Raw genomic sequence first — 26,836 nt, 5'->3', positions numbered from 1 at the left:
GCCTGCTTCAATTTCCCAAGATGATCCGGTATTTCCACAAATTGTATGCGCGTATAACACGTATCCGTTTGGTTGTAGACGATTATAAAATCAACAACCGGTTTTTTCTTGCTGACTTTCACCGTTAAAGAATCAATGTCTGTGATAAAACGTACTTCTTTACCAGTAGAAAAATAGGTATCGGGCTTCATCTCGGGCGAAATTCTCCAGGTGCGGATTGTTCGTGGATCGTCATCCGAAACTTTCATCCGGAATTCCCTGCTATTGGTACGAACAACCTGCTGTTTTTTCTGTGCAAAAGTCGGTACAGACAATACAATCATCAAGACGGTTAAAACCGGGCGCATACATTGAAAAATTAGACCGCGAAGATACCTTCTTTTCTTCTGAAATTATTGGAAAATTGGGACATCTAAGGATGAAATACCTTCAAGGCATTTTGTGTCGTCACCTCCTGTAATTGGCTCAAAGGAAGTTCCAGGATTTCCGCAATTTTTTCGGCCGTATGAACCACATAAGCACTTTCGTTTCGCTTTCCGCGGTAAGGAACCGGCGATAAATACGGTGCATCCGTTTCCAGCAACAGTTTTTCCAGGGGAATGTGTTTCAATGTTTCCGGAAGATCCGATTTTTTATACGTCACCACTCCCCCGATTCCGAAAGAAAAGCCTTTGTAATCCAGGATCTTTTGTACATCCTGTTCATTTCCGGTAAAACAATGGAAAATCCCGCGTACTCTTTCATCGTTTTCCTGATCCAATACTTCGTAAATCTCCGGGAAAGAATCACGTGCATGAATCACGATCGGAAGTCCGAGTTCTTTTGCCCATTGAATCTGGGTTCTGAAAGCCTCTTTTTGTTCGTTGATGTGGATTTTGTCCCAATACAGGTCAATCCCGATTTCCCCGATAGCAACATACGTTCTTTTGTCCAGCATCAGTCGCATCTTAGCCAAAACCAATTCCCAGTTCGTATCAACCGAACAAGGGTGCAATCCCATCATGGCAAAACAGTTTTCCGGAAATTGCTTTTCCAGAGCGTGCATTCCGTCGATAGAATCGAGATCAATATTAGGCATATACATCCGTTCAACTCCTGCTGCAATAGCCCGTTGAATCATTTCCGTACGATCTTCACCAAACTGTTCGGAGTAAAGATGTGTGTGTGTGTCGATAAACATATTTGAGATATTAGGACTTCAGGATGTTAGGACATTAAGACAAAAAAGACTTCAAGACCTTTGACACAATGCGCCATTCAGTCCCGAAGTCTTAAAATTCTGAGGTCCTAATACCGTCTCTTAACAGAATTCCTCGTAAGCAGCTGCCAAATTCTCAGCAATCATTGCTGCGGTAACTCCTTCGATATTGTGTCTTTCTAAAAAGTGAACCAATTTTCCGTCTTTGAACAAAGCCACAGATGGTGATGATGGAGGAAACGGCAAGAAATATTTACGTGCCTGTTGTGTTGCATCCGTATCAACTCCTGCAAAAACAGTTAGTAATTGATCCGGTTTTTTTCCATCCTGATCCAAAGACAATTTTACTCCCGGACGTAAATTTCCTGCTGCACATCCGCAAACAGAGTTTACTACTACAAGAGCAACGCCTGTGCTGTTTGGAATCGTTGCATCAACTTCTGATGCAGAAACAAGTTGTTGAAAGCCCACACGTGTAAGGTCTTCCTTCATTGGTTGTACAAGTTCTGGTGGGTACATAATTTTTAAATTTTATAGTACAAAGTTACTGATTCTTCTTGCTTCGGAAAAGAAATGCCGATTTCAATTTTTGCCAAATAACTTTAAAACGATTCTAAATGACGAAAAATTCAAATTTTTTCAACGAAATCGGAGTTTATCAACAAATAATTTATTTACTTTGTCCCAATTAAAAAGAAAAAGAGATGAATAGTTTTTGGTGGACACTTGGAAAAATTCTAAACGGTGCATGGTTTTATGACAACATTGGTGATATCTTTAATTATTCAGTAATCGTTCTTGGATTCTTCGGATTGTTCTATTGGTTGAATTGGCAAAACAAGTTCAACAAGCAAGCTGAAAAGGATCCGAATCAGATTAAGTAATCAGTGATTTTATATATTTAAAAGGTCTTCGTTCGGAGACCTTTTTTATTTTCTGTTGGTACGCGATGCATCCGTAATTAATCCCGCGATAGCTGTCGGGACCACACCCCGACTTAATTTTATGCCGCAAATGCGCAAATTTTCAGCTCGGCTACCGCACTCGCATTTGAACCATTTTTATAAGGTCTATTGATCTTTATGCGTGAGAGAGGCGACTGGTAAGCGCCTCCAATATTTGTGCATTTGTGGGAAAATATAATATGGTTTTCTGTTATAAGAATCGTTTGGATGCGAATAATACACATATCCCTATGTATTGCGTATCAACTTTTTCTATTTTTATATCGTTTGAGTAAAACCAGTTTCTAATCTCAATGGTTTCACTTTTTGATTCCGATAGCTATCGGAACTTTCAACTTTTGAACTTGTTTTATGCTGACATTCATTATCACTGCCGGAGGAATCGGAAAAAGAATGGGAGGATCCACTCCCAAACAATTCTTATTATTGAATGGAAAACCCCTTTTGATGCATACCATCGAACGGATTCACCACTTTGATCCGGCAGCAGAATTAATCGTGACACTTCCGGAAGCTTATCTAAAGGATTGGGAGGAAATGTGCGAAAAGTATTCCTTTCAGATCAAACACGCTGTCATTTCCGGCGGCGAGGAACGCTTTGATTCCATTAAAAATGCACTCGATCTTGCAAATGGCGAATGGATTGCAGTTCACGACGGTGTGAGGCCTTTTGTAGGGCAACACGTATTGGCGGAATTGCTCAAATCGGTAAAAACGCATCGTGCAGTGATTCCGGTAGTTCCGGTAAAAGAATCCCTACGGATGGTAGACGGAGAAAGCAGTGTTTCTGTGTCCCGAAATCAGTATCAAATCGTTCAGACACCACAAATCTTCGAAGGAAAGCTTCTGAAAAAAGCCTACGAGCAAAAGTATATCCACTCTTTCACAGACGATGCCAGCGTGGTGGAATCCATTGGGGCGCGCATTCATTTAATCTCCGGAAATGATGAAAACATTAAGATAACAAACCCGGTTGATCTGAAACTGGCTGAAATTCTGCTTCATTCTTCAAAAGACACCTACTAAATCGTTTGGGTTTTAAACAATCGTGAATTTCATTTGAATGAATCATTTCTATCGGGATGGTTTTATTAATACCTGTTTCATAAAATTCACAAATCCCCAATAAAATCTTATTAAAAAAGTGTTTTAAGCAGGAGGCTTTGATTACATGCTGAACGGAACTTTGCCAAAAGTTTTACAGTAATGAAAAAAACCTTACTCTTTATCGGGTCGGTATTAATGGGGATGAATAGCTTCTCCCAGAACCCCGGACTCGTCATCTCAGAAATCTTAGCGAATCCTTCAGGAACAGATTCTCCCTTTGAATGGATTGAATTAGTAGCAACTTCCAACATCAATTTTGCAACAACACCTTACACAGTCGTTTGTAATAACTCTGCAGCAACTGTCAACGGTTGGATCGAAGGCGGAAGTATTACCTATGCTTTCCAGATCAACACCGGAACGGTAAATGCCGGAGATGTCGTTTATGTCGGTGGTTCATCCATGGCTCCGACCGGAACCAAGATCAGAACGATCAATACCGGAACAACTGCCGGAGACGGATTCGGTGCAGCTGCAACAGGCGGAGTTGTCGGAAATGGCGGATCGAACGGAGACGGAATTGCCATTTTCAATATGGCTTCCGCAGCCATTACGAGTTCAAGTGTACCGGTAGACGCAATCTTTTACGGAACGGCGCTTGGTAGTGCGGTTTTGAACGGTGGTTCTGCTGGTTATCAACTTCCGGTCAATGATTTATATACAGGCGGAAAACTTCAGGCAAATTCATTTTTTGCAGGAGATCCGGGTGGAGACCAGTCCATTCGCGCAACGGGATTATTTAATACCCAAACCGGACTTTGGTCCTCTCAGCGCAACTGGACTGTGGGTACTCCAACTTTGGACAATCTTTCCTCCCTTAGTTTGATCAGTGCAACACCGGGAACAATTACATTCTCTGCAGTGACACAAAATTTCAACGAAAATGCAGGAACAGTGAATGTCGGACTAACGTCTGCTTCACCGAACGCTTATCCTGCAAAAGTTATTTTGAGCTACTCTGTTTATACGGATGCTACTGAAGGTGCGGATTTCACTCTATCTGAAGATACAGTAACGATTCCTGCAAGCTTTGCAGGTACACAAAACGTGGCTTTGACCATTTTAGATGATGTTTTGGCGGAAAGAACAGAAAAGGTAATCCTGAAAGTAAGATCTTTGTACAATGCAAACATCGGAACAAACAGTTTCCAGATCATCTATATCAAAGACAACGATTACCAGGTTCCGACACCAAATAACGAATTAAAATTAAACCTGCTTTCCAGTTTTTCCAATGGAGCGGAAGGAACCAACTCTGCGGAAATTGTAGCTTTTGATCCTACAACGAATAAATTATACATTGCAAACTCCATCGGTGCGAAAATGGATATCGTCAATTTTTCGAATCCGGCAGCTCCGGTTTTATTAAATTCTGTTTCCATTACACCATATGGAAACCTGAATTCGTTAACTGTTCACAACGGAGTTGTTGCAGTTGCAGTTGAAAATACGAATCCGCAACTAAACGGAAAGGTTGTTTTCTTCGACCAAAACGGAACACACATTTCAGATGTTGTTGTAGGTGCAATGCCCGACATGATTACCTTCAACAATGATTACACCAAGATTTTGGTAGCTTGCGAAGGTGAGCCAAAATCAGATTATTCCATTGACCCGGAAGGTTCCGTAGGAATCGTTGATATTACGGGCGGTTATGCAGCGCTTACTGCCGCAAACGTAACCATGGTGAACTTCCAGTCGTTCAACGGACAGGAAGCAGCTCTGCGCACTCAGGGAATCCGTATTTTCGGACCGGGAAGTTCCGCAGCTCAGGATTTCGAACCGGAGTACATTACGATCTCAGAAGACAATGCTACTGCTTACGTTTCTTTACAAGAAAACAACGCAATGGCTGTGATCAACATTGCAACAGGAACTGTGAGTGCAATTCGCCCGTTGGGAACAATGAATTATGCGAATGGAAACAACGGATTGGATGCTTCCGATCAAACTGCGGGAGTTTTCATTGGCTCCGCACCGATCAAAGGATTGTTCATGCCGGATGCTTTAGCTCATGCCTCTATTTCAGGAACGGAATACATTTTCTCGGCAAATGAGGGTGATGCCCGCGAATATACTGCAATTACGGAAGTTGCTCGTTTGTCGGCTACTTCATTGGATGCTTCGATTCCGGATCAGAATATTTTAAAACACAATCAATTCCTGGGTCGTATCAACGTAACGAATGCAAGCGGAGATACAGACGGAGACGGAGATATCGACGATATTCATGTTTTCGGAACGCGTTCATTCTCTATCTGGAATGCACAAACCGGAGCTTTGGTATTTGATTCAAAAGATTTGATTGAACAAATCACAGCAAATCATCCAACATTGAGCGGTTTGTTCAATGCAAGTAATTCTGCCGGAGCTGCTGTTGCTAAAAACCGTTCAGATGATAAAGGTCCTGAACCGGAAGGGGTTGCTACAGCCGTAATTAACGGAAACCATTACCTGTTCGTTTCTTTGGAGCGCGTTGGTGGTGTGATGATGTTTAATGTGGATGTTCCGAGTGTACCGGTTTATGTCGGATACTACAACAACCGATCTGCCGCAACGAATGGTCCGGATCGCGGTGCTGAAGGAATTATCACGATCAGCAAAGAAGATTCCCCGACAGGAAAAGAGATTGTAATCCTGGCAAATGAAGTAAGTTCTACGCTTTCCATCTTTGAGATCAATACCTGTGTGGATTTAGCCGGAGCGACCATTACAGTTCCAACAGATTCTATTTGTAACGGTAATCAGGTGATTTTAACGATTCCGGGGAATGCACAAAGCACTGTTCAATGGTTGAAAAACAACCAGGTTATTTCCGGTCAAACAGGAAATTCACTGAACGTAACGCAAGCCGGAGATTATCGTGTGTACGTTTCGAATACCACGCATGCCTGCGCAGATACGACACTTTCTGAAACAATCACTGTTTTGGCTTTACCAAATGTCGCTGCGGGATCAGATCTTGCAATCTGTATCGGAGACACCGTAAACCTGGAAGCAACAACAAACGGAACGATTTCATGGAATAACAGCGTACAGGACGGAGTGGATTTCTTCCCTGTTTCAACAATGAGTTATATCGCAACGGCAACAGATGTATACGGATGTGAGAATACCGATACGGTCACTGTAACTGTCAACACGCTTCCAACAGTAAATGCAGGAGCGAATCAAGTAGTTTGCTCGGGAACTTCTATTACGCTAACTGCTACAGGAGCTACCAATTTTGCATGGAATCAGGGTGTGACAAACGGAACTGCTTTCAATGCAACGGTAGCAGGAAACTACATCGTAACAGGAACGGATGCAAACGGTTGTACGGATAAAGATACGCTTGTTGTTACGTTATACGCTGTGCCTTCCATCAACCTGGGTGCTGACATGACGGTTTGTGCGAATAACTTTCCTGTGAACCTGAATGGTCCGGGTGGATATCCGAATTACAGCTGGAGCAACGGTGCTACTACTCAAAACACAACCGGAGCTCAGGCAGGATCTTATATCTTAACTGTTACGAACAGCAATGGCTGTCAGGATAAAGATACGGTTGTGATTATTTCCAATCCGTGTTTGGGTCTTGCAGAGAATCCTTCTCTTGAATTCTCCCTATATCCGAATCCGGCTTCCGATGTTGTTTTCGTAGAAACAAATGTTCCGAACTCAGAAGTCGTTATTTACTCCATGAACGGACAAGCGTTGTTTACGCAACGAAACTCCAATCCTGATTTCACTTTGAACCTGGCAGATTTTGCCGAAGGGGTATATTGGTTTACGGTTACTTCTTCCGAAGGAGCAGTGAATCAACGCTTAGTGATTAAGAAATAAACTACCTACATATACGCTACGAGCCCTTACTTCCGGTATCAAATCCGGAAGTAAGGGCTTTGTGTTTTCAGGTTTTTCGTTTCCCGCAATCCCATTCCAAAGAATTTCCCCCATTGGGGAGCAAGATGCGTCGCGTCTCCAACGAAAAAGAGAAATTTCAACGCGGATACTCAAGAAAATAAAACGAATGATAACTTTTCATTCCGATTACCGTATCAGAGGTTATTTTTGCAAAAACGAAACATGGAAAATCAGGATTCTACGATCCAAACGAACGTTCAAAAACCTAAACGCAAATACAAGTGGCTGCGACGTGGTTACTTCACCGTCATACATTTACTTGCTTTGTTTGCACTTGCATTGATCGGTGTTGCTTTAGCTGCCAAATTCAAATGGACCAATGACAGTGGAAATGTGGATTTGAACAGCCGCTACTTTTCACAAATGGCCGACAAATACAACCAGGGATTTCAAACAGATAGTCTGACTTTTGCCAAACAGGAACGGCAGATGTATCAGAATGTCGGGCTTTTGGCAAAATATTACCCGCATAACGCTAAAATGATCCTTGATGCTTTCGAGTATTCCGGAGATGTTACAGTTGCACTGCGCATGCTGGACGCTGCCAATTTGCGCATGAAAAATCACAAGGGATATCAGCGGGAATTGCACCGCATTGAAAAACAAGCCGAAGAAGCTTCGCTTTCTATTTATCCCTGGGCAAATTACAAAGAATGGAAAGAATTCTGCAATGTTGTCAAATCCGACCGTGCTGCCATTGATTCCGTTTCCCGCATTACCGGTGTTGAGTCGCGTTTGATCGTGATGTGTCTTGTTGGCGAACAGATCCGCATGTTTAATTCTTCCCGCGAACAATTCAAAAAGTATGTCGTTCCTTACAACCGATTGATTTTGACTACCAACAGAGGATACGGAGTTACGGGAATTCTTCAGAATACTGCGTTGAAAATCGAACGGAATCTCTATGAAAAATGGAGTCCTTTTTATCCCGGAGATTACTACCAGAGATGTTTGAACGTAAAGGATTCTTTCCCGGAATTGGTGAATGATACGATTGAAGCACATAAACATCTGACTATTCAGCGTTTGATGAAAGGCGGCGACCATTTCTATTCCTATTTGTATACAGCGTTTTTCCTGCGTCAGTTCCAGGCTCATTGGGAAAAAGAAGGTTATACGTTGGCTTACAGACCTGAGATTCTGGGTACGCTTTACAACCTGGGTTTCCAGAAAAGCAAACCGAAGAAAAATCCGGCTGTGGGAGGATCGACTTTCAAGGTTGGCGACAAAGAATATACTTTCGGTGGTTTGTGTTACGAGTTTTATTACAGCGGGGAGTTGATGAATTTATTTCCGCTCACCAGCAGGCCGTTTATCCCAACCAAAGAACTGGAACGAACCATTGTTTTCCCGGAAAAGAAGGAAGAAGTACCAACCGTTGCAGGATAGCTTGTGTTTTAAGGTTCGATGAAAATGGTTGGTATTCTGTTCGTAATATTACGTTCGGTGTTTTGTTTGTAAATTCAGTAAAATCGGCACTTTTCCCCAAATTCAACGGACGTAATTCCGCAATATTACGTCCGGGTTTTATAGAATTCAGGGCTGTTAATTTAAACCCCTGAATTCACAGATTAATAATCTCATTGATCGTAATAGCCACCAAAATCGTATTGAACAAAAACGAAACCAACGAATGCGCCAGTGTCAATCGCCTGATTCCTTTCGTTTTGGTCGTCACATCCGAAACCTGAAAAGTCATTCCGATCGTGAAAGAATAATACGCAAAATCCAGGTAATCCGGATGGGCATCGTCCGGGAAATCGAGTCCGCGGGCATGCCGGGAGTATTTTTCATTTTCATCACCGTAGTACAAATGTGCATAACGAAAGGTGAACGAGATATGCAGAACCAGCCACGCCATTGTGACGGATGCAATGAAGAAAACCTCATGAAGTTTGCTGTGTTTGCTAAAATGCGTATTGTCACTATTCCAGAAAATAATGGCAATCAGTGCCGTCGAACAGATAACAACCAACAAGATAAATTGCAGCCAGACTCCCAAATCTTCGTCTTTCGAGTGCTTGACAATATTTCGCGAAGGAACCAGGAAGATCACCAAAAGACTTTCTAACAAATACAATCCTCCGAAAATCAACCAGCTGAACAAAAAACATTCTTCCCACGACCAATGAAAGAGTTTGAAAACAACTCCGCATAAACAGGAAACGAGAAATATCAGGATAATTTTGAAGCGCGTAAATTTCATTTGAATCAGTCAATTGTCCCTTCGAATGTAAGGATTTTACACGAATTTTGAACCGGTTCATAATCCGTTGAATGTAAGGATAATATCAAAACATTTGTTGTATATTGCAAATGCTAAACCAGTGACTTATGAAAAAACTACTTGCTTTACTGGCATTCATTCCACTCGGATTGTTTGCTCAAACAGTTCACGTAAACTATCAGGATGGTAAGATTTGGTTCAAACTGAATAATGAAATCCGTATCTCGCAACCTTTGAAGGAAAATCCATCCAGAATTCCTGTTCAATCCATCCCGGGTCTGAATCAGATTGTTTCCAAATATGGATTTGTCAATCTTTCAAAACCCTTTCACGCAGCAAAAAATTCTGAGATTTTGCAACGTACCTATTTGCTGGAATTTACTTCCGTGCAGGATATCGAAAAATGTATCAGGGAACTGGAAAACCTTAAAGGTGTTGAATATGCTGAGAAAGTTCCACTCGATCGCATGTGCCTGACTCCGAACGATCCTTCCTACAGTTCGCAATGGGGGTTGGCGAATATCAATGCTCCGGCTGCCTGGAATTATTTCTCAACCGGAAGTAATGTCGTTGTGGCAATTGTAGATGATGCTATTGAACGCACACATTCCGATCTTTCTCCGAATTTATGGGTAAACTCCGCAGAAATTCCGGGAAACAACATTGATGACGACAACAACGGATACATCGACGATATCAACGGATATGATGTGGGAAGCAATGACAACAATCCCAATCCGCCAAGCAGTTCTTACGACCACGGAACACATGTTGCAGGAATCGTGTCTGCACGTTCAAACAACGGGACGGGCGTCGCATCCATCGGATTCAGCTGTAAGCTGATGTGCGTCAAATCCACAACAACAGTCGGGCAGGTCACAAACGGATACGACGGAATTATTTACGCCGCGGTAAGTGGCGCAGACGTCATCAATATGAGTTGGGGCGGTCCGGGATCTTCCACAACAGCTCAAAATGTTGTTAACTACGCAGTGAGCGAAGGTTGCATCCTGATCGCAGCTGCCGGAAATGATAACGTAAACACACAATTTTACCCGGCTGCATACAACAACGTCGTTTCAGTTGCAGCTACAACAAGCTCCAATACTAAAGCCAGCTTTTCGAATTACGGAACCTGGATCGATATTTCCGCACCGGGAAACAACATTTACAGTACAACGGTAGGAAATACCTACGGAAACAAATCCGGAACTTCGATGGCTTCGCCGATGGTTGCAGGATTGGCCGGATTAATGAAATCCCTGAATCCGAACATGCCGAACAACGATCTGATCAATTGCCTGATCTCAACGACTGCCAATATCAATGCTCAGAATCCGTCTTACATCGGTCAGCTGGGAAGCGGCAGGATTGATGCAGCAGCAGCCATGGCTTGCGTTTCAACTTCTCTGAATAATCCTCCTGTTGCAGATTTCAGTGCCAATTTCACCGCGATCAGCGCCGGAGGCTCTGTTGTTTTCACCAATTTGAGTACTTACAACCCGACAAGCTGGAACTGGACATTCACAGGCGGAACTCCGGCAAGTTTCAACGGACAAAATCCCCCTTCGATTACATACAACACACCCGGAACTTATCCTGTTACACTCACAGTTACCAATGCAAACGGGACGGACACGGAAACAAAAACCGGATACATCGTGGTGAGTGCCGCAGCAGTTTGTCAACGGATCAATCTTCCTACTCCTGCCGGCTGGACTCCTTCCAATTATTACACCGGCGCAACTGTCGGGGCTGATGGCTGGATTAACGGAATGAATGTGTATTTAGACAAACAAAAAGCGATGTATTTTGATGCTTCGGCATCTCCGAATACCATTCTGAACAATGTGTATGTAGCTTTCGGACTAGCGTATTCCGCTTCACCGAACAAAATTGTTCCAATTAATGTTTATGACGGAACCAGTGGAACTCCCGGAGCACTTTTGGGAACTACCAACCTCACAATGGGTCAGATCATGAGCGATGTGGATGGAGGATTTTACACCGAAGCAAGTTTCGTAAACAATCCGGTAACACTCCCTGCATCTAAAAAGTTCTTTGTTTCTGTCGGATTAACAAACCTTCAATGGACTGCCGGTGTCAAAGATACATTGAGCATTGTGAGCAATTCTGTGGGGCAAACCACTCCTTCCGCTATTTGGGAACAACAGGCGAATAACACTTGGTATCAATATACCACTGCGGGTTCCTGGAATTTGAGCGCATCGTTGTACATTCATCCATTCTTAACGAATACTCCTTCCCAGGCTGTTATCACACCAAGCACATTAACGGTTTGTTCCGGAAATTCAATCAGTTTTGATGCTGCCGGAAGTACATACCAGGATACGTTGTTGTGGTATTTCCCAGGCGGAACTCCGACGGTTCTTCCTTCTTCACCGACAGCTACCGTTACGTATACAACTCCGGGAACTTACAACGCTATTTTATATACGATTGGTGGAGGATGTTCACTCTTCGATTCTGCATTCGTAGCCATTACTGTAAATCCGACACCAACAATCAGTGTTTCCGGCAACAATCTGATCTGTAGCGGAGCAAGTACCGCTTTAACAGCATCCGGAGCAAGTTCCGTTACCTGGACACCTGGAACCGGATTGTCGGCAACAACTGGTAATAATGTAACTGCAAATCCGACGGTAACAACGACCTATGCAATCAATGGAACAAACGGTTCGTGCAGCAATTCCACCACCGTTACCATTACAGTAGATGATCCAAGCGTTCCTGCCATTGAATTTGTAGATAGTACGGTTGCTTGTCCGACCACCGTTTCTTTCGACGGAAGTAATTCAACGCACGCCAACAGTTTCAACTGGTCTTTCCCGGGCGGGACACCGTCAACTTCGAACAGCTCCTCGCCCACAATCAGTTTTTCTGATGACGGAACGGTAACCGTTATATTAATCACCGGAAACAGCTGCGGGGCAGATTCAACAACGTTTGTTTTGGATGTCACAACAAATTGTGATTTGGGATTGACGGATTTAGCCAATGCTTATTCCATAACCTATAATCCGGAATCATTCCTTGTAACTATCAGCAGTGATCCGGGATTATTGGGCGGAACAAATATTCAGTTGTACAACGATATGGGGCAGTTATTAAGTTCGAATCAATTGGTGAATGCTGTCAATTCCTACCATCTTTCCGTTGCCAATTATGCATCCGGAATGTATTTTGTGCGGATTTCAGCTCCATCTCATGAGATCACTTCGAAAATTGTAAAACATTAAATAAGAGTTTCAAATACCGACAGAGGCTGCTTTCGGGCAGCCTTTTTGTTTTCTCATTTTATCCCAGTGTCGGAATGGATACAACCCTTATTCCCACTGGGATAATAGATGGATGTCTATCCATAAAAAATGAAAGAAATACTCTTCCAATTTGTTTCAAAACCATTTTCCTCTCAACCCTTTGTTACTTTTCCCGAAAATGAACATTGAGTATAAAAATGTGATGATGAAAACACTTCTTTCTTTCTGCTTCCTGTTGTGTTCCTTTGGGTTAATGGCACAAAAAGCTCCTGTAAAAGTTTCGGTAAAAGGCTTTGATGGAAAACCTTATGCAAACGATAAAGTCTTTTTCGTGGGGCAAAAATCCAAACAGAGTCTTTCAGGTATTACCAATGCTGCAGGACAATTCGTTATTCAGCTTCCCGCCGGAGATATTTACGATATCCGCATTCAGAGTATCGGGGATGAAATTGAATACAACACCATGGAAATTCCTTCGTTGAAAGCCGGAGAATTTTTCCAGGAAGCGGAATTACTCATCGAATACGATCCGGGAAGCACTTTTTCGTTCAACAACCTGCAATTCGAAACTGCAAAGGCCGATTTGAAAACAAGCAGCTACCCTATTCTGAAGAACCTGGTCGAAATCATGAAACGCAAGAAAGAGCTGAAAATTCAGATTTCGGGACACACCGACAGCGACGGGGAAACAGAGGCCAATCAAATCCTATCGCAAAAAAGAGCGGAAGCAGTTCGAAATTACCTCATCAGCCAGGGAATTGATGCAAGCAGGATGATCGCAAAAGGATTCGGGGAAAACAAACCGATTGCAGACAATTCCACGCCCCAGGGAAAGGCACAAAACCGAAGAACCGAAATCAGCATTCTGTAAAAGCATATCCGAATTTCAAAAGCTTATTTAGTTCCTGTTTTCAGAATTATTCAAAAAACTGTATCTTTTGTTGAGGAAATTCATTTCTATTTGATAAACGAAGGCCAAAGCGAGTTTTTTGGCATTTAGTTTGTTAACTACCATTCAACAATAGAATTTAAGTCATGAAAACAACTTTGATCATTTCTTCTGCAATTCTTCTGACGATCGGATTATCGAGCAGTATGCAAATCACATTGCCCACCGTAAATAACGAATCGTTCCAGACAGGTGAAAAATTACGTTATCGCATTACCTATGGTTTCATAGATGCAGGCGAAGCTGTACTTGAAGTGAAAGAAACAAGTAAAAAAGGAAACGGAACACGGGATTTATATCATATCAAAGGAACCGGTAGAACGCTTGGCGGTTTCAATGCTGTTTACAAAGTGAACGACGTGTATGAAAGTTACCTCGACAAAAAGGGAATTTTCCCCTGGCAATTTGTGAGACGCGTTGAAGAAGGCGGGTACAAGCTTTCTCAGGATTACGTCTTCAAACAGGATAAACAAAAAGTGCATAACGGGGAAAAAGACTTCTCCACTCCTTCCGGAATTCAGGATATGATTTCGTCTTTCTATTACGCCCGTACATTGAATTTCAAATCTGCAAAAGTCGGAGATACTTTCGAATTCAAATGCTTCATGGATGATGAAATCTGGCCTTTGAAAGTGAAATACCTGGGAGACGAGAAAATTTCGATCAGAAAAGGGAAATTCAACTGTATGAAATTCGCACCTGTTGTTCAAACAGGACGTGTTTTCAAAAAACAAGACGATTTGAGTTTCTGGGTTACGAAGGATGAAAACAGAATTCCGATTCTGGTAAAAGCAAAAATTCCGGTTGGTTCTGTGAAGCTCCATTTGGTGGAATGGTCCGGGCTGAAATACGACCTGGTAAAGGCAAAGTAAAACGATTTAGTTTACTAAAACTTTAGTCCGTCGGTATCGTTAACATTATTTGTTTAAATATTAACGTTTTTGTTCATGATTAATACAGGGCTTTCGCATATCTTTGTTTGCTAAAATCTGGAAATACTATGGAATTGACTCCTGAAATCTTAGAAAGAATTACGCTTCTGAAAGCGAAGTATGATGCGCAAGGTCAGGATTTAGTTGCATACCTGGATAGTTTGTTATACTCACGCATGCCAAACTATTGGGATTACGTTCAGGTGGATACTTTGTTGTCACTTCAAAAAACGTATACCGATTTCCCGGATGAAGTGGTGTTTTTGATGTACCACCAGGTTACTGAATTGTATTTCAAATTGTGTCTGCATGAATTCCAGCAAATTTCTGATCGCAAGAACCTGGATGCTGCTTTCTTCGTGGAACACGTACAACGAATTAACCGTTATTTTGAAGCTTTGACAAAAAGTTTCGAGATCATGGTGGACGGAATGCAACGCGAGCAATTCTTAAAATTCCGATTGGCACTTGCTCCTGCTTCCGGATTCCAATCGGCACAATACCGCAAAATTGAGATCCATTCTACGGATTTCATTCAATTGGTTCACAAAGATCACCGCAGCAAATATTCCGGAAAGGAAACGATTTCCGAATTGTTCGAGAATATTTACTGGAAAGAGGGTGCAACGGATATTGAAACAGGTAAGAAAACATTGACATTAACGCAATTTGAGGACCGTTACAGAGATGAATTCATCCAATTGGGTGAACAACTTCGAAACGATAACTTGTGGCAATGCTACCTGCGTTTGTCTGCAGAAGATCAGGAATTGCCTCAGGTGATTCATGCTTTGAAGCAAAACGATGTCAACGTCAATGTCAATTGGCCCCTGGTTCATTATAAATCTGCTGTTCGTTATTTGCAAAAAGACAAAGGAGATATCGCTGCAACCGGTGGAACAAACTGGCAGAAATACCTTCCTCCGCGTTTCCAGAAACGCATTTTCTATCCGCAGTTATGGTCCGAAGTGGAAATGGCTGAATGGGGAAAATCCTGGGTTGAGGCTGTCTTGAATTAAAATCGAAGTTTTCCCATATTGCGATATGCAATTATGGCCATATCGGATTTGTAAATCTGATAAGAGATTTTCAGCGCTTTGCATTTCAAGCGATTCTTCTATTTTATCTTTTCAGAATCGTCCTGAAACTAACATTCTTCTTACTTTTGCATCATGCGAAATCTTGCTCTTTTTCTTGCAAGCATCTTTCTTCTTTCGGTGGCCGTTTCAAAAACAACACGTTTACCCAAAGATTTGAAAGAAATCTCGGGCTGGGTCTTTGCGAATGACAGCACATTAATTGCACACAACGACGGCGGAAACGATCCCAAATTGTTTGTCTTAAACCTCGACGGAAGTATCCGGCACAAAGTTTCAATCACAAACGCAGAAAACGAAGATTTTGAAGACATTACGCTGGACGGAAAAGGAAATTTGTATGTCGGGGATTTCGGGAACAACAAAAATGAACGCACCGATTTGCGAATCCTGAAAGTGAGCCTGAAAAAAGTGCTCGACAACCAGGATGTGGAAGCCAAATTCATTGAGTTTTCCTACCCGGAACAGAAAGATTTTCCACCGAAACTGAATCAAAAATACTTCGACTGCGAGGCAATGAGTTTTTACAATGACTCTTTGTACTTGTTTACAAAATGCCGCACGGAACCTTTCGACGGAAAGTGCTTTGTGTACGCGCTTCCGACAAAACCAGGAACTTACAAAGCCAGCAAAAAATACTACATGGTGATCGGAAAACGCGATTGGTTCAGAGACGCGGTTACAGCTGCCAGCATTCACAACGGCAAGCTTTACATTCTGACCTATAACCGGATCATTACACACACTTTCGAAAACGGAAGAGCCAAATATGAATCACATCAAACATTGCTCCCGATTACACAAAAAGAGGCTCTGGCTGTGCATTCCAACGGAAAAATTTACATTGCTGACGAACGCCAGAAATTAGTAGGTGGCGGAAACATGTATGTGATCAAACCAACAGAAACAAAAAAATGACATTAGCGAATTTTGAAGGAGTAATTTACGATATGGACGGAGTTCTGACCGATTCCGAACCCTTGTGGAAAATTGCCATGGAAGAAGTCTTCAAAAGTGTCGGCTGTCCTTTAACAAAGGAAGATTTTCAGAAAACTGTTGGTTTACGCATCGACGAAGTAATTACCTATTGGTATCACGAATGTCCGTGGCCGGATAAGAGTCCGAAAGAAGTGGAAGACGCGATTATTCAGCGCATGGTCGAATTACTGACCGAACGGGCAACTCCGCTCCCGGGCGTAATAGAATCCCTGAAATTCTTTACCGAAAAAGGATTGAAAATCGGTTTGGCCACTTCTTCTTACCAGGTTCTGATCAATTGCATCCTGGATGCCTTAAACATTCGCTCCTTCTTCCAAACGGTTCATTCCGCAGAATTTGAAGCTTTCGGGAAACCTCATCCTGCGGTTTATCTGACAGCAGCAAAAAACCTTGGATTAGATCCGCGAAAATGTTTGGTGATCGAAGATTCCCTGAATGGAATCATTTCCGGAAAAGCAGCTCGCATGACCGTGATTTGTGTTCCGGAAAAAACGCACCATCCGGAACCGAAACTGATCCTGGCAGATGCACAATTCGAAGATTTAAACAAACTTGTCGAATTCTTTAAGTAACTTGTAATATGATCGTAGCAATAGATGATAAATTAATCTCGACCGAAGTCTTTGACCGCAAGTTTGTATGCGATCTGAATGCATGCAAAGGCGCTTGTTGCGTGGAAGGCGATGGTGGAGCTCCACTGACGATGGAAGAAGTCGACATCATGGAAGAAATCCTGGATGACGTGATTCCATTCATGCGTCCGGAAGGAATTGAAGCGGTCAAAAAATCGGGCGTATTTTACATCGATCCGTGGAATGAACCCGCAACCACATTAGTCGACGGAAAAGAATGCGCTTTTGTTTATTTCGATGAAAAAGGCATTACCAAATGTGCTGTCGAACAAGCTTATTTAGCCGGAAAAACAAGCTGGAAAAAGCCGATTTCCTGTCATTTGTATCCAATTCGTGTCAAGAAATTAAGTGACGGAATTGCGCTTAACTACGAACAATGGGATATTTGCAAGCCTGCCTGTTCTTGTGGAGAACAATTAAATGTTCCGGTTTACAAGTTTTTGAAGGAACCACTTATCCGTGCATTCGGAGAAGAGTTTTATACGGATTTGGAAGGGATTGATGAAACATTAAAGAATGCAGGATTGGAGGATTAAATCGCACAAAAAAACAAATTTATAATATTGTGAACAATCCTTTATTTCCGCAGGGTTACACTGCTTTTTAAAGCCGTTTGGAAGCACCTGGTTCATCACTTGAATCCGGCCCCTTCTTCTTATTCACCCCAGCTTTCCCCAAGAATCCATTTTCGGATCATTTCTTTGCCCAAAATCCGCCCAACAACCCGGTAAGCCGATTTAGCGAATGGATTATTTCCAATCAGTTCTTCCGTCTGAACCCCGATTTCCGGATCGGAATAACTGGCATGCGTAAACGTAACTTCGTCTCCTGATTTATAAACAAACCCGACATGGCTGTCAAGACCTGCTACATACAATCCATCCGACTGCTTCAGGAAATAGCTTTTCATCAATTCAGGAGTTTGATTACTGAAGCGTTTTACTTCAGATGTCATTCGGGTGATATAATATTCAGACGCCTGCTGTGCCCATTTTACCCGCGGAATTTTAAATCCTGCATCCGAAAGGACGGTGGTAATGAAATAGCCGCAGGCAATCTTTCCTTTTCGCGGAGTACGGGTTGTTCCGTTAAAATCCCACTCGGTTCCAATCCACTGATCAAAGAAATCCTGTGTAATCGTGTTTAAAAGATAGGTTTCCGCTCTTTCCAAGATTTTACCGCGAACCGATTCATCTGCCTTTTCGTATTCTTTTTGAAAAAGAACCCGTTGATTTTCGACCGATGAAACCAGGTCTTCATAAAGAGGGATCTCGCCTTTTACTTCTATTCTTTGCTGAGAACAACTAAGAAAAATGAAACAAAATGCTACTAATCGGATTTGCATGACTTCAGTTTAATTCCAGGATGCTGCAAATGTTACAAAAAACGTGAGAAATCAGTAGATTTTATAGTGATAAACAATCAATTACAATAAGCACAATACTTCGAATCCTTATTGTGAACAAAAGGATGACGCTTATCCAGCATGTCCGAAATGGTTTGCTTTAAAATCCGCTCCAATAATTCCGGAATGTCTTCTTTCCGAATATCATCGGGTAGTTTCAAAAAATGCGGACTTTCCTTGATGGAACGAAACGAGAAAATTCCGGCCTTATCCGTCAGAATTCCGGTCGATTTATAATACAAATAGCAGTAAATCAAGAGCTGCAAAACGTGTTTTTGATCCGAACTTCCCTTCCGTTTGTTAATCAGGATTGCACTTTCATAATTCTCCTGATTTGCGGTTTTTCGCAATTCCACTTTTTCCTGGTTCACACTTCCCGACTTATAGTCAATGATCCGGTGAACGCCGTCAAACTGATCAATCCGGTCACAGATTCCCGAAAGCCGCACATTGAAAACCTTTCCTGCATTCCTGGTGTCTTCCAAAGCAATTGTCGTTTCCAGTTTTGTTTCCAAACCGCGGATAAAAAGCGCTTTCTCCGGGTTTTCCTTCAAAATCGTGCGGTCTCTCCGCAACACATTTTGCACCATTTCTTTCGCCACTTCGAAATTGATGTGGTTCGTTCCGGTTTGCCAGGAATTTTTGTCTTCTGAAAAGTGTATCTCAAAACTCTTACTGACCAAAAGCGGGACACCTTTTTCCATTCGTGCCAGGTCTTCTTCCGTGACTACTTTTCCCGAAATTCTCCGGCCCGCTTCGTCAAAACGGTCAATAAATGGCTCAAACAGAGTTTCCAGCACATAGTGAATAATCGTTCCCAACGTGCTGCTTTCAATGTCTTCTTCCACCTTGTTCTCTTCTCCGAAACGCAATACATACCGGTAGTAAAAATCCAACGGGCAAGTCATAAATTTATCGAGCATGGAGAAACTGATTCCGCCGCGAAGCACTTCATAAATCCGGTTCACCACCTCATCCGTTTTGTGGATCACGGTATTTCCGATCTTTTCCTTATTTCCCGCTGTGTAATACGATTTTTGAATGCGAATTCCGGGATTTACCTGCGCCAGTTCCAGCTCCATTTGCTGAATGTACCGGCTGGGTTCGCTGCTTCCGACGGCTTCCGAAGCACTGGAATACGTAATCAGCATTTCATCCGTGGAATGGAGCAACCGGTAAAAATGATGTGCAAAAAGGCCTTGTTTTTCGCGTGGAGTCGGTAAGCCGAAAAACTTTCTCAAATCCATCGGGATCACCGTATTGATGGCATTTTGAGGAGGCATTGCGCCTTCGTTCAGTCCGAAAACAAAAACCCGTTTGAAATCCAAACCGCGCGTTTCCAGCAATCCCATGATTTGCAAGCCTTCCAGCGGATTTCCGAAATAAGCAATGGTTTCATTACTCCAGTTTCCGTTAAACAGCATCCGGAAAGAACTGATGCTCATTTCCGGAGCATTTTTGCTCATGATATTCTGTAAAACAACCGTTGAACTTGCAAACCGGCGAATGATTGCCCGTTCCAATTCGTTTTTTTCTTCCAGCCACAAATCCAGTTTTTCATTCAAAAGCTGAATGATCCGGATTCCTTTCAGCCAATCCTGTTTCCAGGGTTCAAAAATCAACTGATTCAGTTCGGACAAACGTTCGCTCAAATCCAGTTTTTTTCGATCGAGAAAGTGCCAGTTGTGATTAATGATCCGCGATTCGATGTCCTGGATTTCCTTTTTCTCTGTGGAAGAAAGAACTCCCAGAATAAAAGGATGATGCGCAAACTGGATAAAATCGCGGTAGTAAATACTCGAATTCCCTCTTCGCAGGAACGATTCCTGCAGACGGAAAATCAAATCGACCCACGAGCGCAAAGATGTTTGGCGCAAAGGAAGTCCGACGGTGATATTTGCCTGTTCAATTTCGGTAGGTAAATGTTTTAAAATAGAACTCAACAAACTTTCATCTGCAAGCAAAACCAGGGTTTCGTTGAGCTGTTCTGTGGTCAGTTTTTTCAATTCACTTCCCACAACCTGCGCCTGAGACGTAAACTGCGGACATTCCACTACCCGCACATTCATCTCTTTGCTGATCAAATGATTTTCTATAAACGGAAGTGATTTTAATTCCAAACGCTTGCACAATTCCCGCTGAAACTGCCCGGCCTCGTGAATGGAATCATTGAAATAGAATTGGTCGGAATCCATTAAAATGTGCCCTCTTCCCATGATGACAAGCTGCTTCATCAATGAAATTTCCGACTCTGAAAGTGCGTTGAATCCGGCAAACACAAAATGGATGTCCTTATCATCATGGAATGCTCTTTCGATCTGATTTGCAAAGTAGCGGTACGCTTTTCCTTTGGTCGTTACGCCTTTTTCCTTCAGCTGCGCGTCCAAAGCAACATAATAGGGTTTCAGCTTATCCCAAAAAGCCATGAACTGAATTTGCCCTTTCGATAACTCTTCCGAATTGAAGGACCAGTTTTCAATCTCCCGGATATCCCTTAAATTCTTGAACAACTGATCGGGAGCGATCATGTAGCGGTCAATTTCGTCAAAATCACTCAGGATGGTTTGTCCCCAGGCCATAAACGAATCAAACGTGTCTACATTGATTTCTACCGGATCGGCTTTAAAGATTTCATACAATTCAAACAACAGGCTTGTTTTGTCGAGAACCGGAAGCGGATTTACATCCTGAATCCACCGGTCGATCGTAACGATTTTCGGAGAAAGAATCGGTTTTTGATGAAACTCGTAAAATGCGCGTTGCAAATACGAAATCATCCGTTCGGAAGGAACGACGATACAAACATGTTGGTGATTCAACCCATGTTCATCAATGTATTCAACGATTTTGTTTACGAATGCCTTCATTCCCTATACTTACGGAATGTATTCTCAATTCCGGTAAAACTTAAACTCAAAATCATCCAGCAAAACACTATTCTTGTTCGTATTGTGGATGTAAAAACTCAACTTGTCGTTTACAGATCGCCTTTGAGGAAGGAAAACAATAAATTGCTTCTCGGCCCATTCGTTTGCTTTTGATATCGGATTCAATTCGATTGTCTGATAGTACAGCAAATCGTTTTCATTCGAATATGCGACAATGATCGAAACCTGGTTGTCGTTTTGGCGGAGGAATTTTCCTTTGATCTTCAACACGCGTCCTTTCGTATCAGGTCCGACCTGCGGCGTGAAATCATGTGAAAAACCATACATTTCTTCTTCTCCGACAATTCCGATATGATTTTGATTGTTTCGGGGATCCATCTCAATTCTGACGTGTTCGATACTATCTCCGGATTCAAAGTTAGTCCGGATTGTTTTGTATGCATTCCGGATTCCCATAAATTCCATCAAACTTTGCGGAATCGTGTCTGTTTTCCGCTTGCATAAAATCAGGTTTTCATTGGTCGCAATGGATTCCACCTGTTCCAGCATCTGCGGATAAATCGCATAAACGTCTTCCACAAAATAAGGTTTCTGGAAAACCACGTAATCCCATTTCCAATCCATTCCCGTTCGGATATCCACCGGATTTTTTCCTACAACGGCCAAACCAACGCGGTTCATCAGCACAAAAGGAATATTCGGTCCGTAAGCGTGAATGACCAGCATCGTATCTTGCCTCGACACTCCTGATTTTGTCAGAAATTCATCCGATCCCGTAAAGTTGATTACCGAACCGGTAAAACGGTCACTCGCTACATACAACCTCCGTTCTTTCTGAAAAGTAGCAGTTTCCTGGAATGCTACAATCCCGAAGTACGCCACAAAAAGCGCCAGGATCGCATTTCCGTTCTGCCACTGCGGTTTTGGCAAGAGCGCCAAACTCAATATGACAAAGAATACTGCCGGAAGGTAGAACGTATCCAGGAAGTAATAATCATGCGCATAAAATTGCTTTGCCATCACAAACCAGAATGCACACACACCAATGAGCCAGAAAAGACAAATTGTCCACCATCCTGCAAAGGGGTTTTCCTTCCGCTTCTCTTTGATCAGGAAAGCAATTGCAACCAAAACGCTCAATAAAAACAGCAGGAAATAATGCTTCATGGAGAAATAAACCAAAAGCATATTCTCCCACATTTGCTTCAGAATGATCTTCATTTCTTCCCAGTTTCCAGCCGGAAGCAATTCGTTTAAGAAATCCGAACCGTATTTTTCGCGCAGGAAACTATTGTACAGTTTTGCAGCAATAATGACGCTGAAAGAAACAACAACTCCAAGTACATTGGGCCAGAATTTCGCTTTTTTCTGAAAGATTCGGATCAACTCAAAGCCAAGAACCGCCAGGAACGGAATCACAAAAGTGAGGCGGGCCAAAGCAGCTAAGGTAAAGAAGAACAAGGCCCATTTAAACCATTTCCGGGATTGATTTTCGAAATACAGGGAATAACAGTAAAGTGCAATAATTGTATTGGAAATACTTGGAATCGTGGGTAAAAATCCACCCTGATAAAACATATATGCCGGCGAAGTCATTGCGAAAATGACTACCAGCAATGCTTTGATTTGAGAATCACAAATCTTTTCCGCGAGCAGGTACAGGAAATACATTCCGACAATGCTGTAGAGCAAAATGTACAGGTGAAAAACCCAGGGTTCATTCGTTCCCAGTATTTTCATGAAAACCGCCGGAACGTAATCATGAACCGGGAATTCCACAGCAGTTACAGTCGAATAACTGGGATACGTCCAGTTTCTCGGGAACTGATGATTGAGAATGTAATTCTCGGGTTTGAAAAAATTCAAATCATTGCGCACAAAACCATTTGCCAATGCCAAACGGTCGTTTTGCGCCCAGGTATGCGTATACGCAGGAACTTCGTTCAGATGTTTTCCCTGAAAAATCACTGTGACCGTAATGATCAACAGAAGTGCAATGCTGTTTGTTATTCTCTTTGCTTTCAATACCTCCAAATTACTTAGAATAATCAACAGGGACAAATTTGAAACAGGTGCCCGAAAGCACCCGTGTCAACTTATACATTTCCTGTTTTAACTGTATTTTTTACCCAATAATGAATTTACCCAAACAAATGCATCATTCATCATCCAAAACAATCGCACGATCTCCTTCGACCCATGGACCATCTTCACTGTAAGAAGCCGTATCAAAACACTTTCCTACCTCCATATGTTCAATCCACTTTTCATCACTTACCCAAATCCGGTATTTCGCCGGTGGAATATTCTCCTTGCTATTCCAGAACGCATCCCATTTCTCTCCCCAGGCATCATTCCAATCTTCGTGATCTTTATCAATGCCCATAGCAATAACTTGTTGATCCACTTTTTCATGTGCTACAGGAAAAGGAACATTCTTTATTTCGTAAACCACTACTTTTTCAATGAATTCATTCACAATTCCTTTGAGCGAAGCGCACTGGTAGGAATTGTCAAAAGGAATTTTTTCTCCGAGCGGAGATGCTGGAATACGGTTGTAATTTTCACCGAATTTATACGCTTCTGAAGTCAATAATGCCAATGCAAATACCGGGTCTTCCGGAAAATTTCCTGCGTCGGTATGCGCCTGAATCACTTCCAGGTCAATCCATTTCTTCCCTTTTCCGATCACGGAAACATCCCATAGTGAACTCATAGTAATTGTATTTTTGATGATTGGTCTAAAATTAGTCAAAAATACTGCTCCCGGACTTTGGCGAAAGACCCGAAACCCGCAGAATTGAATCATTCAGCTTAAAATCATTCCAAAACCACCCGCTTTTGACTATCTTCACGCCATGCTAAGTTCCCGTGAAATAGATGATCCGGATGATGGTGAAGAGGTGTTTATTTTTCGCGATCTGGCTTTTGCCGAATTGAATTATGGCACCCTTTTGAAATTCGCAGAAGCAGGAATCATTCAAATGCTGAATTTCAGTTCCAACTCCGTACATGTTGTTCACCTGGGAATTGACAACGGGACTTTTCTGTGTTCATATGGTTTCCGGGGAGAAAACGAAGTCATCATCACGCAGGAAAAACGAATCATTACACTTTCATGCAGCTGTGGCGGAAACGGTAAAAAACTCTGTGATCATCAGACCCTGGTTTTGTATCGTGCAATGGAACATCCGGATTTCAGAGCTTTTTTTGATGAATCTACCCGCAAAAAGAAAATTGCTGAAGTAGCGCGTTCTTACGGAATCCTCAACGAGGATAAATGGGAGGAATTGTTTCAGTTGACATATGAAAACCGTGCCTTACACATTGCTCCCGTCAATCCCGAACTGATTCAGCTGAATCAGGAAAAGAAAGATGAACTCAGCAAAAAACTGGCCCCGGTTCCTTTTTCTCCTGAAAATCTGTCTCAATCTTTGCCCAACAGGTACATTCTGTTCAATGCGCATCAGAACGAAGGCAATTTTGATTTTCAACTGCAGGAAAGTGCGCTCACACAAAGCGGAAAGATCAAGCACCCGATCCAGGTTTTGAATGCTTTGGAGGAAGCGCTTCAGGAAACAGATCCCGAAATGATCCAGGCTTATACCGCTCTCGGAATGCTGGGAGTGAAGCATCATCTGTACCGGAACCTAAGCGGAAACGAAGATGCGTTTCTGAAAGTGGTTAAATCCATCCTGATTGCCAAACCGCTTTTCGAGCAATTGGATGTTATTGAATCGTGGGACACCAAAGCTCCGAAAGGAACGGATTTTACAATCCGGATTCACGACAAACCACTCTTTCTTCACCTCAATGTAGATCAAAACGGCGAGTTCTATGAGGTAACCGGTTTTGTGGAACTGGACAATCTTCAGATTCCCTTCGATCAGATGAAAATGAAAGGAGAATTGTTTCTCCGGCGCGGACAGGATCTTTACCTGGTTAAAAACTGGAATTACATCCGGACTCTGAGCTATTTCAGGAAGAATCACAACAAAATAATCATTCATCAATCCCAGTTTGATGAGTTTCATACGCGTTTTTTAGTTCCGCTCGAAAACGTCATCAGCATCAACTATTCGTACGTCAAAAAAGCAAGCCGCGCATTGGTAAAACAAAGTGAACTGGCAACCGTTCGCGCCAAACGCATTTTCCTTACCGACAGCGAAAATTATATTCACATTACACCGGTCATCGAATATGGAAATGTAGAAATTCCGGTTCTTTCCAAAAAGAAACTCCTGACGATCGACCAAACCGGAAATTCGTTTGAAATTCCAAGAGATGAAAACCTGGAATTGGATTTGATCGGACAGATTATCAGGCTTCACAAGGATTTCGAATATCAATTGGGCGGTGATTTTTTCTACCTGCACAAAGGTCAGTTTTTGGAAAACGATTGGTTCTTAAACGCATTCGAATCGTGGAGTGAAGCAGAATTGGAAATTCATGGTTTCCATGAATTAACCAAGCTGAAGCTAATTCCGAAAAGCATGAAAGTTTCCGTGCAGATTATCAGTGGAATTGATTGGTTTGAAACAAAAGCACATATCAAAGTCGGTGATAACCGCGTGCGTCTGAAAGAAATTCAGCGAAGCATTATTCAAAAGTCGCGCTATGTGAAATTGGGTGACGGACAAACGGCGCTTCTTCCTGAGAAATGGCTCGAACGATTTGAACAATTCTTCCAGGGTGGCGAATTGGTCGACGATGTGATCCGCATTCCGAAAACATCCTACCAGTTTATCGACGAATGGTTTGACGCGGAAGAAATTGATGAACAGGTTCACCAGCAGATCGAAGAATTAAAAGATAAGATTTCGCATTTTGAACGGATTCCGGAAATTGAGCTTCCAAAAGCATTTGATGCCGAATTGCGCCATTATCAACGGGAAGGGTATCACTGGCTTCACTTTTTGAACGATTTCGGTTTCGGGGGAATTCTCGCTGACGATATGGGTTTGGGGAAAACCATTCAATTGTTGGCATATCTCTCCAAAAAACAGGAGGAGCAAAAAGGAACACATCTCATCGTTGTTCCGACTTCTTTGGTCTTCAATTGGAAAGATGAAATCGCAAAATTCACTCCGAATTTACGAATCCTGGAACTTCACGGCAGCGGGAGAAGTAAAACAACGCATCATTTTGAGCAATACGATATTATTCTGAGCACTTATGGAACCTTGCTTTCCGATATCCGTTACCTGAAAGATTTTGTGTTCGACACACTTATTCTGGACGAAGGTCAGG

At 42.4% G+C, this 26,836-nt stretch carries 20 protein-coding genes; 12 read left to right on the top strand and 8 right to left on the bottom strand.

Going from position 1 to position 26,836, the window contains the following annotated elements; all coding sequences use genetic code 11:
• The 3 genes from Q1V93_RS02975 to Q1V93_RS02965 form a co-directional block, all read right to left on the bottom strand.
• A partial coding sequence (locus Q1V93_RS02975; RefSeq protein ID WP_300661228.1) for a hypothetical protein occupies nucleotides 1–347 on the bottom strand: 347 nt, incomplete at its 3' end.
• 65 nt (nucleotides 348–412) lie between these two features.
• On the bottom strand, nucleotides 413–1,180 hold the full coding sequence (locus tag Q1V93_RS02970; protein WP_300661226.1) for a TatD family hydrolase: 768 nt from the start codon (nucleotides 1,178–1,180) through the stop codon (nucleotides 413–415).
• A gap of 120 nt (nucleotides 1,181–1,300) precedes the next feature.
• Entirely contained in the window at nucleotides 1,301–1,717 is a 417-nt protein-coding gene (locus Q1V93_RS02965) for a BrxA/BrxB family bacilliredoxin (protein ID WP_300661223.1), read from the bottom strand.
• Nucleotides 1,718–1,902: 185 nt separating this feature from the next.
• On the opposite strand from Q1V93_RS02965, the gene Q1V93_RS02960 reads away from it, so the two are divergent.
• The 4 genes from Q1V93_RS02960 to Q1V93_RS02945 all read left to right on the top strand — a co-directional run bounded on the left by Q1V93_RS02960 (nucleotide 1,903) and on the right by Q1V93_RS02945 (nucleotide 8,565).
• On the top strand, nucleotides 1,903–2,082 hold the full coding sequence (locus Q1V93_RS02960; protein ID WP_300661221.1) for a hypothetical protein: 180 nt from the start codon (nucleotides 1,903–1,905) through the stop codon (nucleotides 2,080–2,082).
• Between the two features lie 432 nt (nucleotides 2,083–2,514).
• Nucleotides 2,515–3,189 carry a 2-C-methyl-D-erythritol 4-phosphate cytidylyltransferase gene (locus tag Q1V93_RS02955; RefSeq protein WP_300661218.1) on the top strand — a complete coding sequence of 225 codons (675 nt, stop codon included), beginning with the start codon at nucleotides 2,515–2,517 and terminating at the stop codon, nucleotides 3,187–3,189.
• Nucleotides 3,190–3,369: 180 nt separating this feature from the next.
• Nucleotides 3,370–7,095, top strand: coding sequence for a choice-of-anchor I family protein (locus tag Q1V93_RS02950; RefSeq protein ID WP_300661215.1), 3,726 nt, complete (start codon nucleotides 3,370–3,372; stop codon nucleotides 7,093–7,095).
• A 243-nt stretch (nucleotides 7,096–7,338) separates the two neighbouring features.
• The gene (locus Q1V93_RS02945; RefSeq protein ID WP_300661212.1) at nucleotides 7,339–8,565 is read left to right on the top strand and encodes a hypothetical protein; all 1,227 of its coding nucleotides are present in this window, start codon (nucleotides 7,339–7,341) and stop codon (nucleotides 8,563–8,565) included.
• A 175-nt stretch (nucleotides 8,566–8,740) separates the two neighbouring features.
• Here Q1V93_RS02945 and Q1V93_RS02940 read toward each other — a convergent pair whose 3' ends face one another.
• A complete protein-coding gene (locus tag Q1V93_RS02940; protein ID WP_300661209.1) occupies nucleotides 8,741–9,382 on the bottom strand; it encodes a DUF1345 domain-containing protein in 642 nt (213 codons plus the stop codon).
• Between the two features lie 128 nt (nucleotides 9,383–9,510).
• On the opposite strand from Q1V93_RS02940, the gene Q1V93_RS02935 reads away from it, so the two are divergent.
• The 7 genes from Q1V93_RS02935 (at nucleotide 9,511) to Q1V93_RS02905 (ending at nucleotide 17,829) form a co-directional block, all read left to right on the top strand.
• A complete protein-coding gene (locus Q1V93_RS02935; protein WP_300661206.1) occupies nucleotides 9,511–12,663 on the top strand; it encodes a S8 family serine peptidase in 3,153 nt (1,050 codons plus the stop codon).
• 226 nt (nucleotides 12,664–12,889) lie between these two features.
• Complete coding sequence (locus Q1V93_RS02930) at nucleotides 12,890–13,555, top strand: OmpA family protein (RefSeq protein ID WP_300661203.1); 666 nt, start codon at nucleotides 12,890–12,892, stop codon at nucleotides 13,553–13,555.
• A 164-nt stretch (nucleotides 13,556–13,719) separates the two neighbouring features.
• A complete protein-coding gene (locus Q1V93_RS02925; RefSeq protein ID WP_300661200.1) occupies nucleotides 13,720–14,505 on the top strand; it encodes a DUF3108 domain-containing protein in 786 nt (261 codons plus the stop codon).
• Between the two features lie 128 nt (nucleotides 14,506–14,633).
• Nucleotides 14,634–15,584 (top strand): tryptophan 2,3-dioxygenase family protein, encoded by a 951-nt coding sequence (locus Q1V93_RS02920; protein ID WP_300661197.1) that lies wholly within the window; start codon nucleotides 14,634–14,636, stop codon nucleotides 15,582–15,584.
• A gap of 153 nt (nucleotides 15,585–15,737) precedes the next feature.
• On the top strand, nucleotides 15,738–16,580 hold the full coding sequence (locus Q1V93_RS02915) for a hypothetical protein (protein WP_300661194.1): 843 nt from the start codon (nucleotides 15,738–15,740) through the stop codon (nucleotides 16,578–16,580).
• Nucleotides 16,577–17,233: a hexitol phosphatase HxpB gene (gene hxpB / locus Q1V93_RS02910; protein ID WP_300661191.1), complete on the top strand. Its 657-nt coding sequence runs from the start codon at nucleotides 16,577–16,579 to the stop codon at nucleotides 17,231–17,233. Before Q1V93_RS02915 ends, hxpB begins: the two co-directional genes overlap by 4 nt.
• Nucleotides 17,234–17,244: 11 nt before the next feature.
• Nucleotides 17,245–17,829, top strand: a complete 585-nt coding sequence (locus Q1V93_RS02905) for a DUF3109 family protein (RefSeq protein ID WP_300661231.1) — start codon at nucleotides 17,245–17,247, stop codon at nucleotides 17,827–17,829.
• Nucleotides 17,830–17,948: 119 nt separating this feature from the next.
• Here Q1V93_RS02905 and Q1V93_RS02900 read toward each other — a convergent pair whose 3' ends face one another.
• The 4 genes from Q1V93_RS02900 to Q1V93_RS02885 all read right to left on the bottom strand — a co-directional run bounded on the left by Q1V93_RS02900 (nucleotide 17,949) and on the right by Q1V93_RS02885 (nucleotide 24,302).
• Nucleotides 17,949–18,638 (bottom strand): hypothetical protein, encoded by a 690-nt coding sequence (locus tag Q1V93_RS02900; RefSeq protein WP_300661188.1) that lies wholly within the window; start codon nucleotides 18,636–18,638, stop codon nucleotides 17,949–17,951.
• Between the two features lie 77 nt (nucleotides 18,639–18,715).
• On the bottom strand, nucleotides 18,716–21,565 hold the full coding sequence (locus Q1V93_RS02895; RefSeq protein WP_300661186.1) for a PD-(D/E)XK nuclease family protein: 2,850 nt from the start codon (nucleotides 21,563–21,565) through the stop codon (nucleotides 18,716–18,718).
• Between the two features lie 24 nt (nucleotides 21,566–21,589).
• Nucleotides 21,590–23,638, bottom strand: a complete 2,049-nt coding sequence (locus Q1V93_RS02890; RefSeq protein ID WP_300661183.1) for a glycosyltransferase family 39 protein — start codon at nucleotides 23,636–23,638, stop codon at nucleotides 21,590–21,592.
• Between the two features lie 106 nt (nucleotides 23,639–23,744).
• Nucleotides 23,745–24,302: a hypothetical protein gene (locus Q1V93_RS02885; RefSeq protein ID WP_300661180.1), complete on the bottom strand. Its 558-nt coding sequence runs from the start codon at nucleotides 24,300–24,302 to the stop codon at nucleotides 23,745–23,747.
• Nucleotides 24,303–24,444: 142 nt separating this feature from the next.
• On the opposite strand from Q1V93_RS02885, the gene Q1V93_RS02880 reads away from it, so the two are divergent.
• On the top strand, nucleotides 24,445–26,836 hold a 2,392-nt coding region (locus tag Q1V93_RS02880), incomplete at its 3' end, for a DEAD/DEAH box helicase (protein WP_300661177.1).

This window comes from Fluviicola sp. (assembly GCF_030151805.1).
GTDB lineage: Bacteria > Bacteroidota > Bacteroidia > Flavobacteriales_D > Crocinitomicaceae > Fluviicola.
This window is presented reverse-complemented; position numbering and strand designations above follow the sequence as displayed.

What these genes read in the sequence shown, in the direction of transcription:
- Q1V93_RS02920 (WP_300661197.1), top strand. Translation starts at nt 14,634, where the DNA reads ATGGAATTGACTCCTGAAATCTTAGAAAGAATTACGCTTCTGAAAGCG.
- Q1V93_RS02930 (WP_300661203.1), top strand. Translation starts at nt 12,890, where the DNA reads ATGAAAACACTTCTTTCTTTCTGCTTCCTGTTGTGTTCCTTTGGGTTA.
- Q1V93_RS02970 (WP_300661226.1), bottom strand. Translation starts at nt 1,180, where the DNA reads ATGTTTATCGACACACACACACATCTTTACTCCGAACAGTTTGGTGAA.
- Q1V93_RS02955 (WP_300661218.1), top strand. Translation starts at nt 2,515, where the DNA reads ATGCTGACATTCATTATCACTGCCGGAGGAATCGGAAAAAGAATGGGA.
- Q1V93_RS02900 (WP_300661188.1), bottom strand. Translation starts at nt 18,638, where the DNA reads ATGCAAATCCGATTAGTAGCATTTTGTTTCATTTTTCTTAGTTGTTCT.
- Q1V93_RS02945 (WP_300661212.1), top strand. Translation starts at nt 7,339, where the DNA reads ATGGAAAATCAGGATTCTACGATCCAAACGAACGTTCAAAAACCTAAA.
- Q1V93_RS02950 (WP_300661215.1), top strand. Translation starts at nt 3,370, where the DNA reads ATGAAAAAAACCTTACTCTTTATCGGGTCGGTATTAATGGGGATGAAT.
- Q1V93_RS02960 (WP_300661221.1), top strand. Translation starts at nt 1,903, where the DNA reads ATGAATAGTTTTTGGTGGACACTTGGAAAAATTCTAAACGGTGCATGG.
- Q1V93_RS02925 (WP_300661200.1), top strand. Translation starts at nt 13,720, where the DNA reads ATGAAAACAACTTTGATCATTTCTTCTGCAATTCTTCTGACGATCGGA.
- Q1V93_RS02935 (WP_300661206.1), top strand. Translation starts at nt 9,511, where the DNA reads ATGAAAAAACTACTTGCTTTACTGGCATTCATTCCACTCGGATTGTTT.
- Q1V93_RS02895 (WP_300661186.1), bottom strand. Translation starts at nt 21,565, where the DNA reads ATGAAGGCATTCGTAAACAAAATCGTTGAATACATTGATGAACATGGG.
- Q1V93_RS02915 (WP_300661194.1), top strand. Translation starts at nt 15,738, where the DNA reads ATGCGAAATCTTGCTCTTTTTCTTGCAAGCATCTTTCTTCTTTCGGTG.
- Q1V93_RS02965 (WP_300661223.1), bottom strand. Translation starts at nt 1,717, where the DNA reads ATGTACCCACCAGAACTTGTACAACCAATGAAGGAAGACCTTACACGT.
- Q1V93_RS02940 (WP_300661209.1), bottom strand. Translation starts at nt 9,382, where the DNA reads ATGAAATTTACGCGCTTCAAAATTATCCTGATATTTCTCGTTTCCTGT.
- hxpB (WP_300661191.1), top strand. Translation starts at nt 16,577, where the DNA reads ATGACATTAGCGAATTTTGAAGGAGTAATTTACGATATGGACGGAGTT.
- Q1V93_RS02885 (WP_300661180.1), bottom strand. Translation starts at nt 24,302, where the DNA reads ATGAGTTCACTATGGGATGTTTCCGTGATCGGAAAAGGGAAGAAATGG.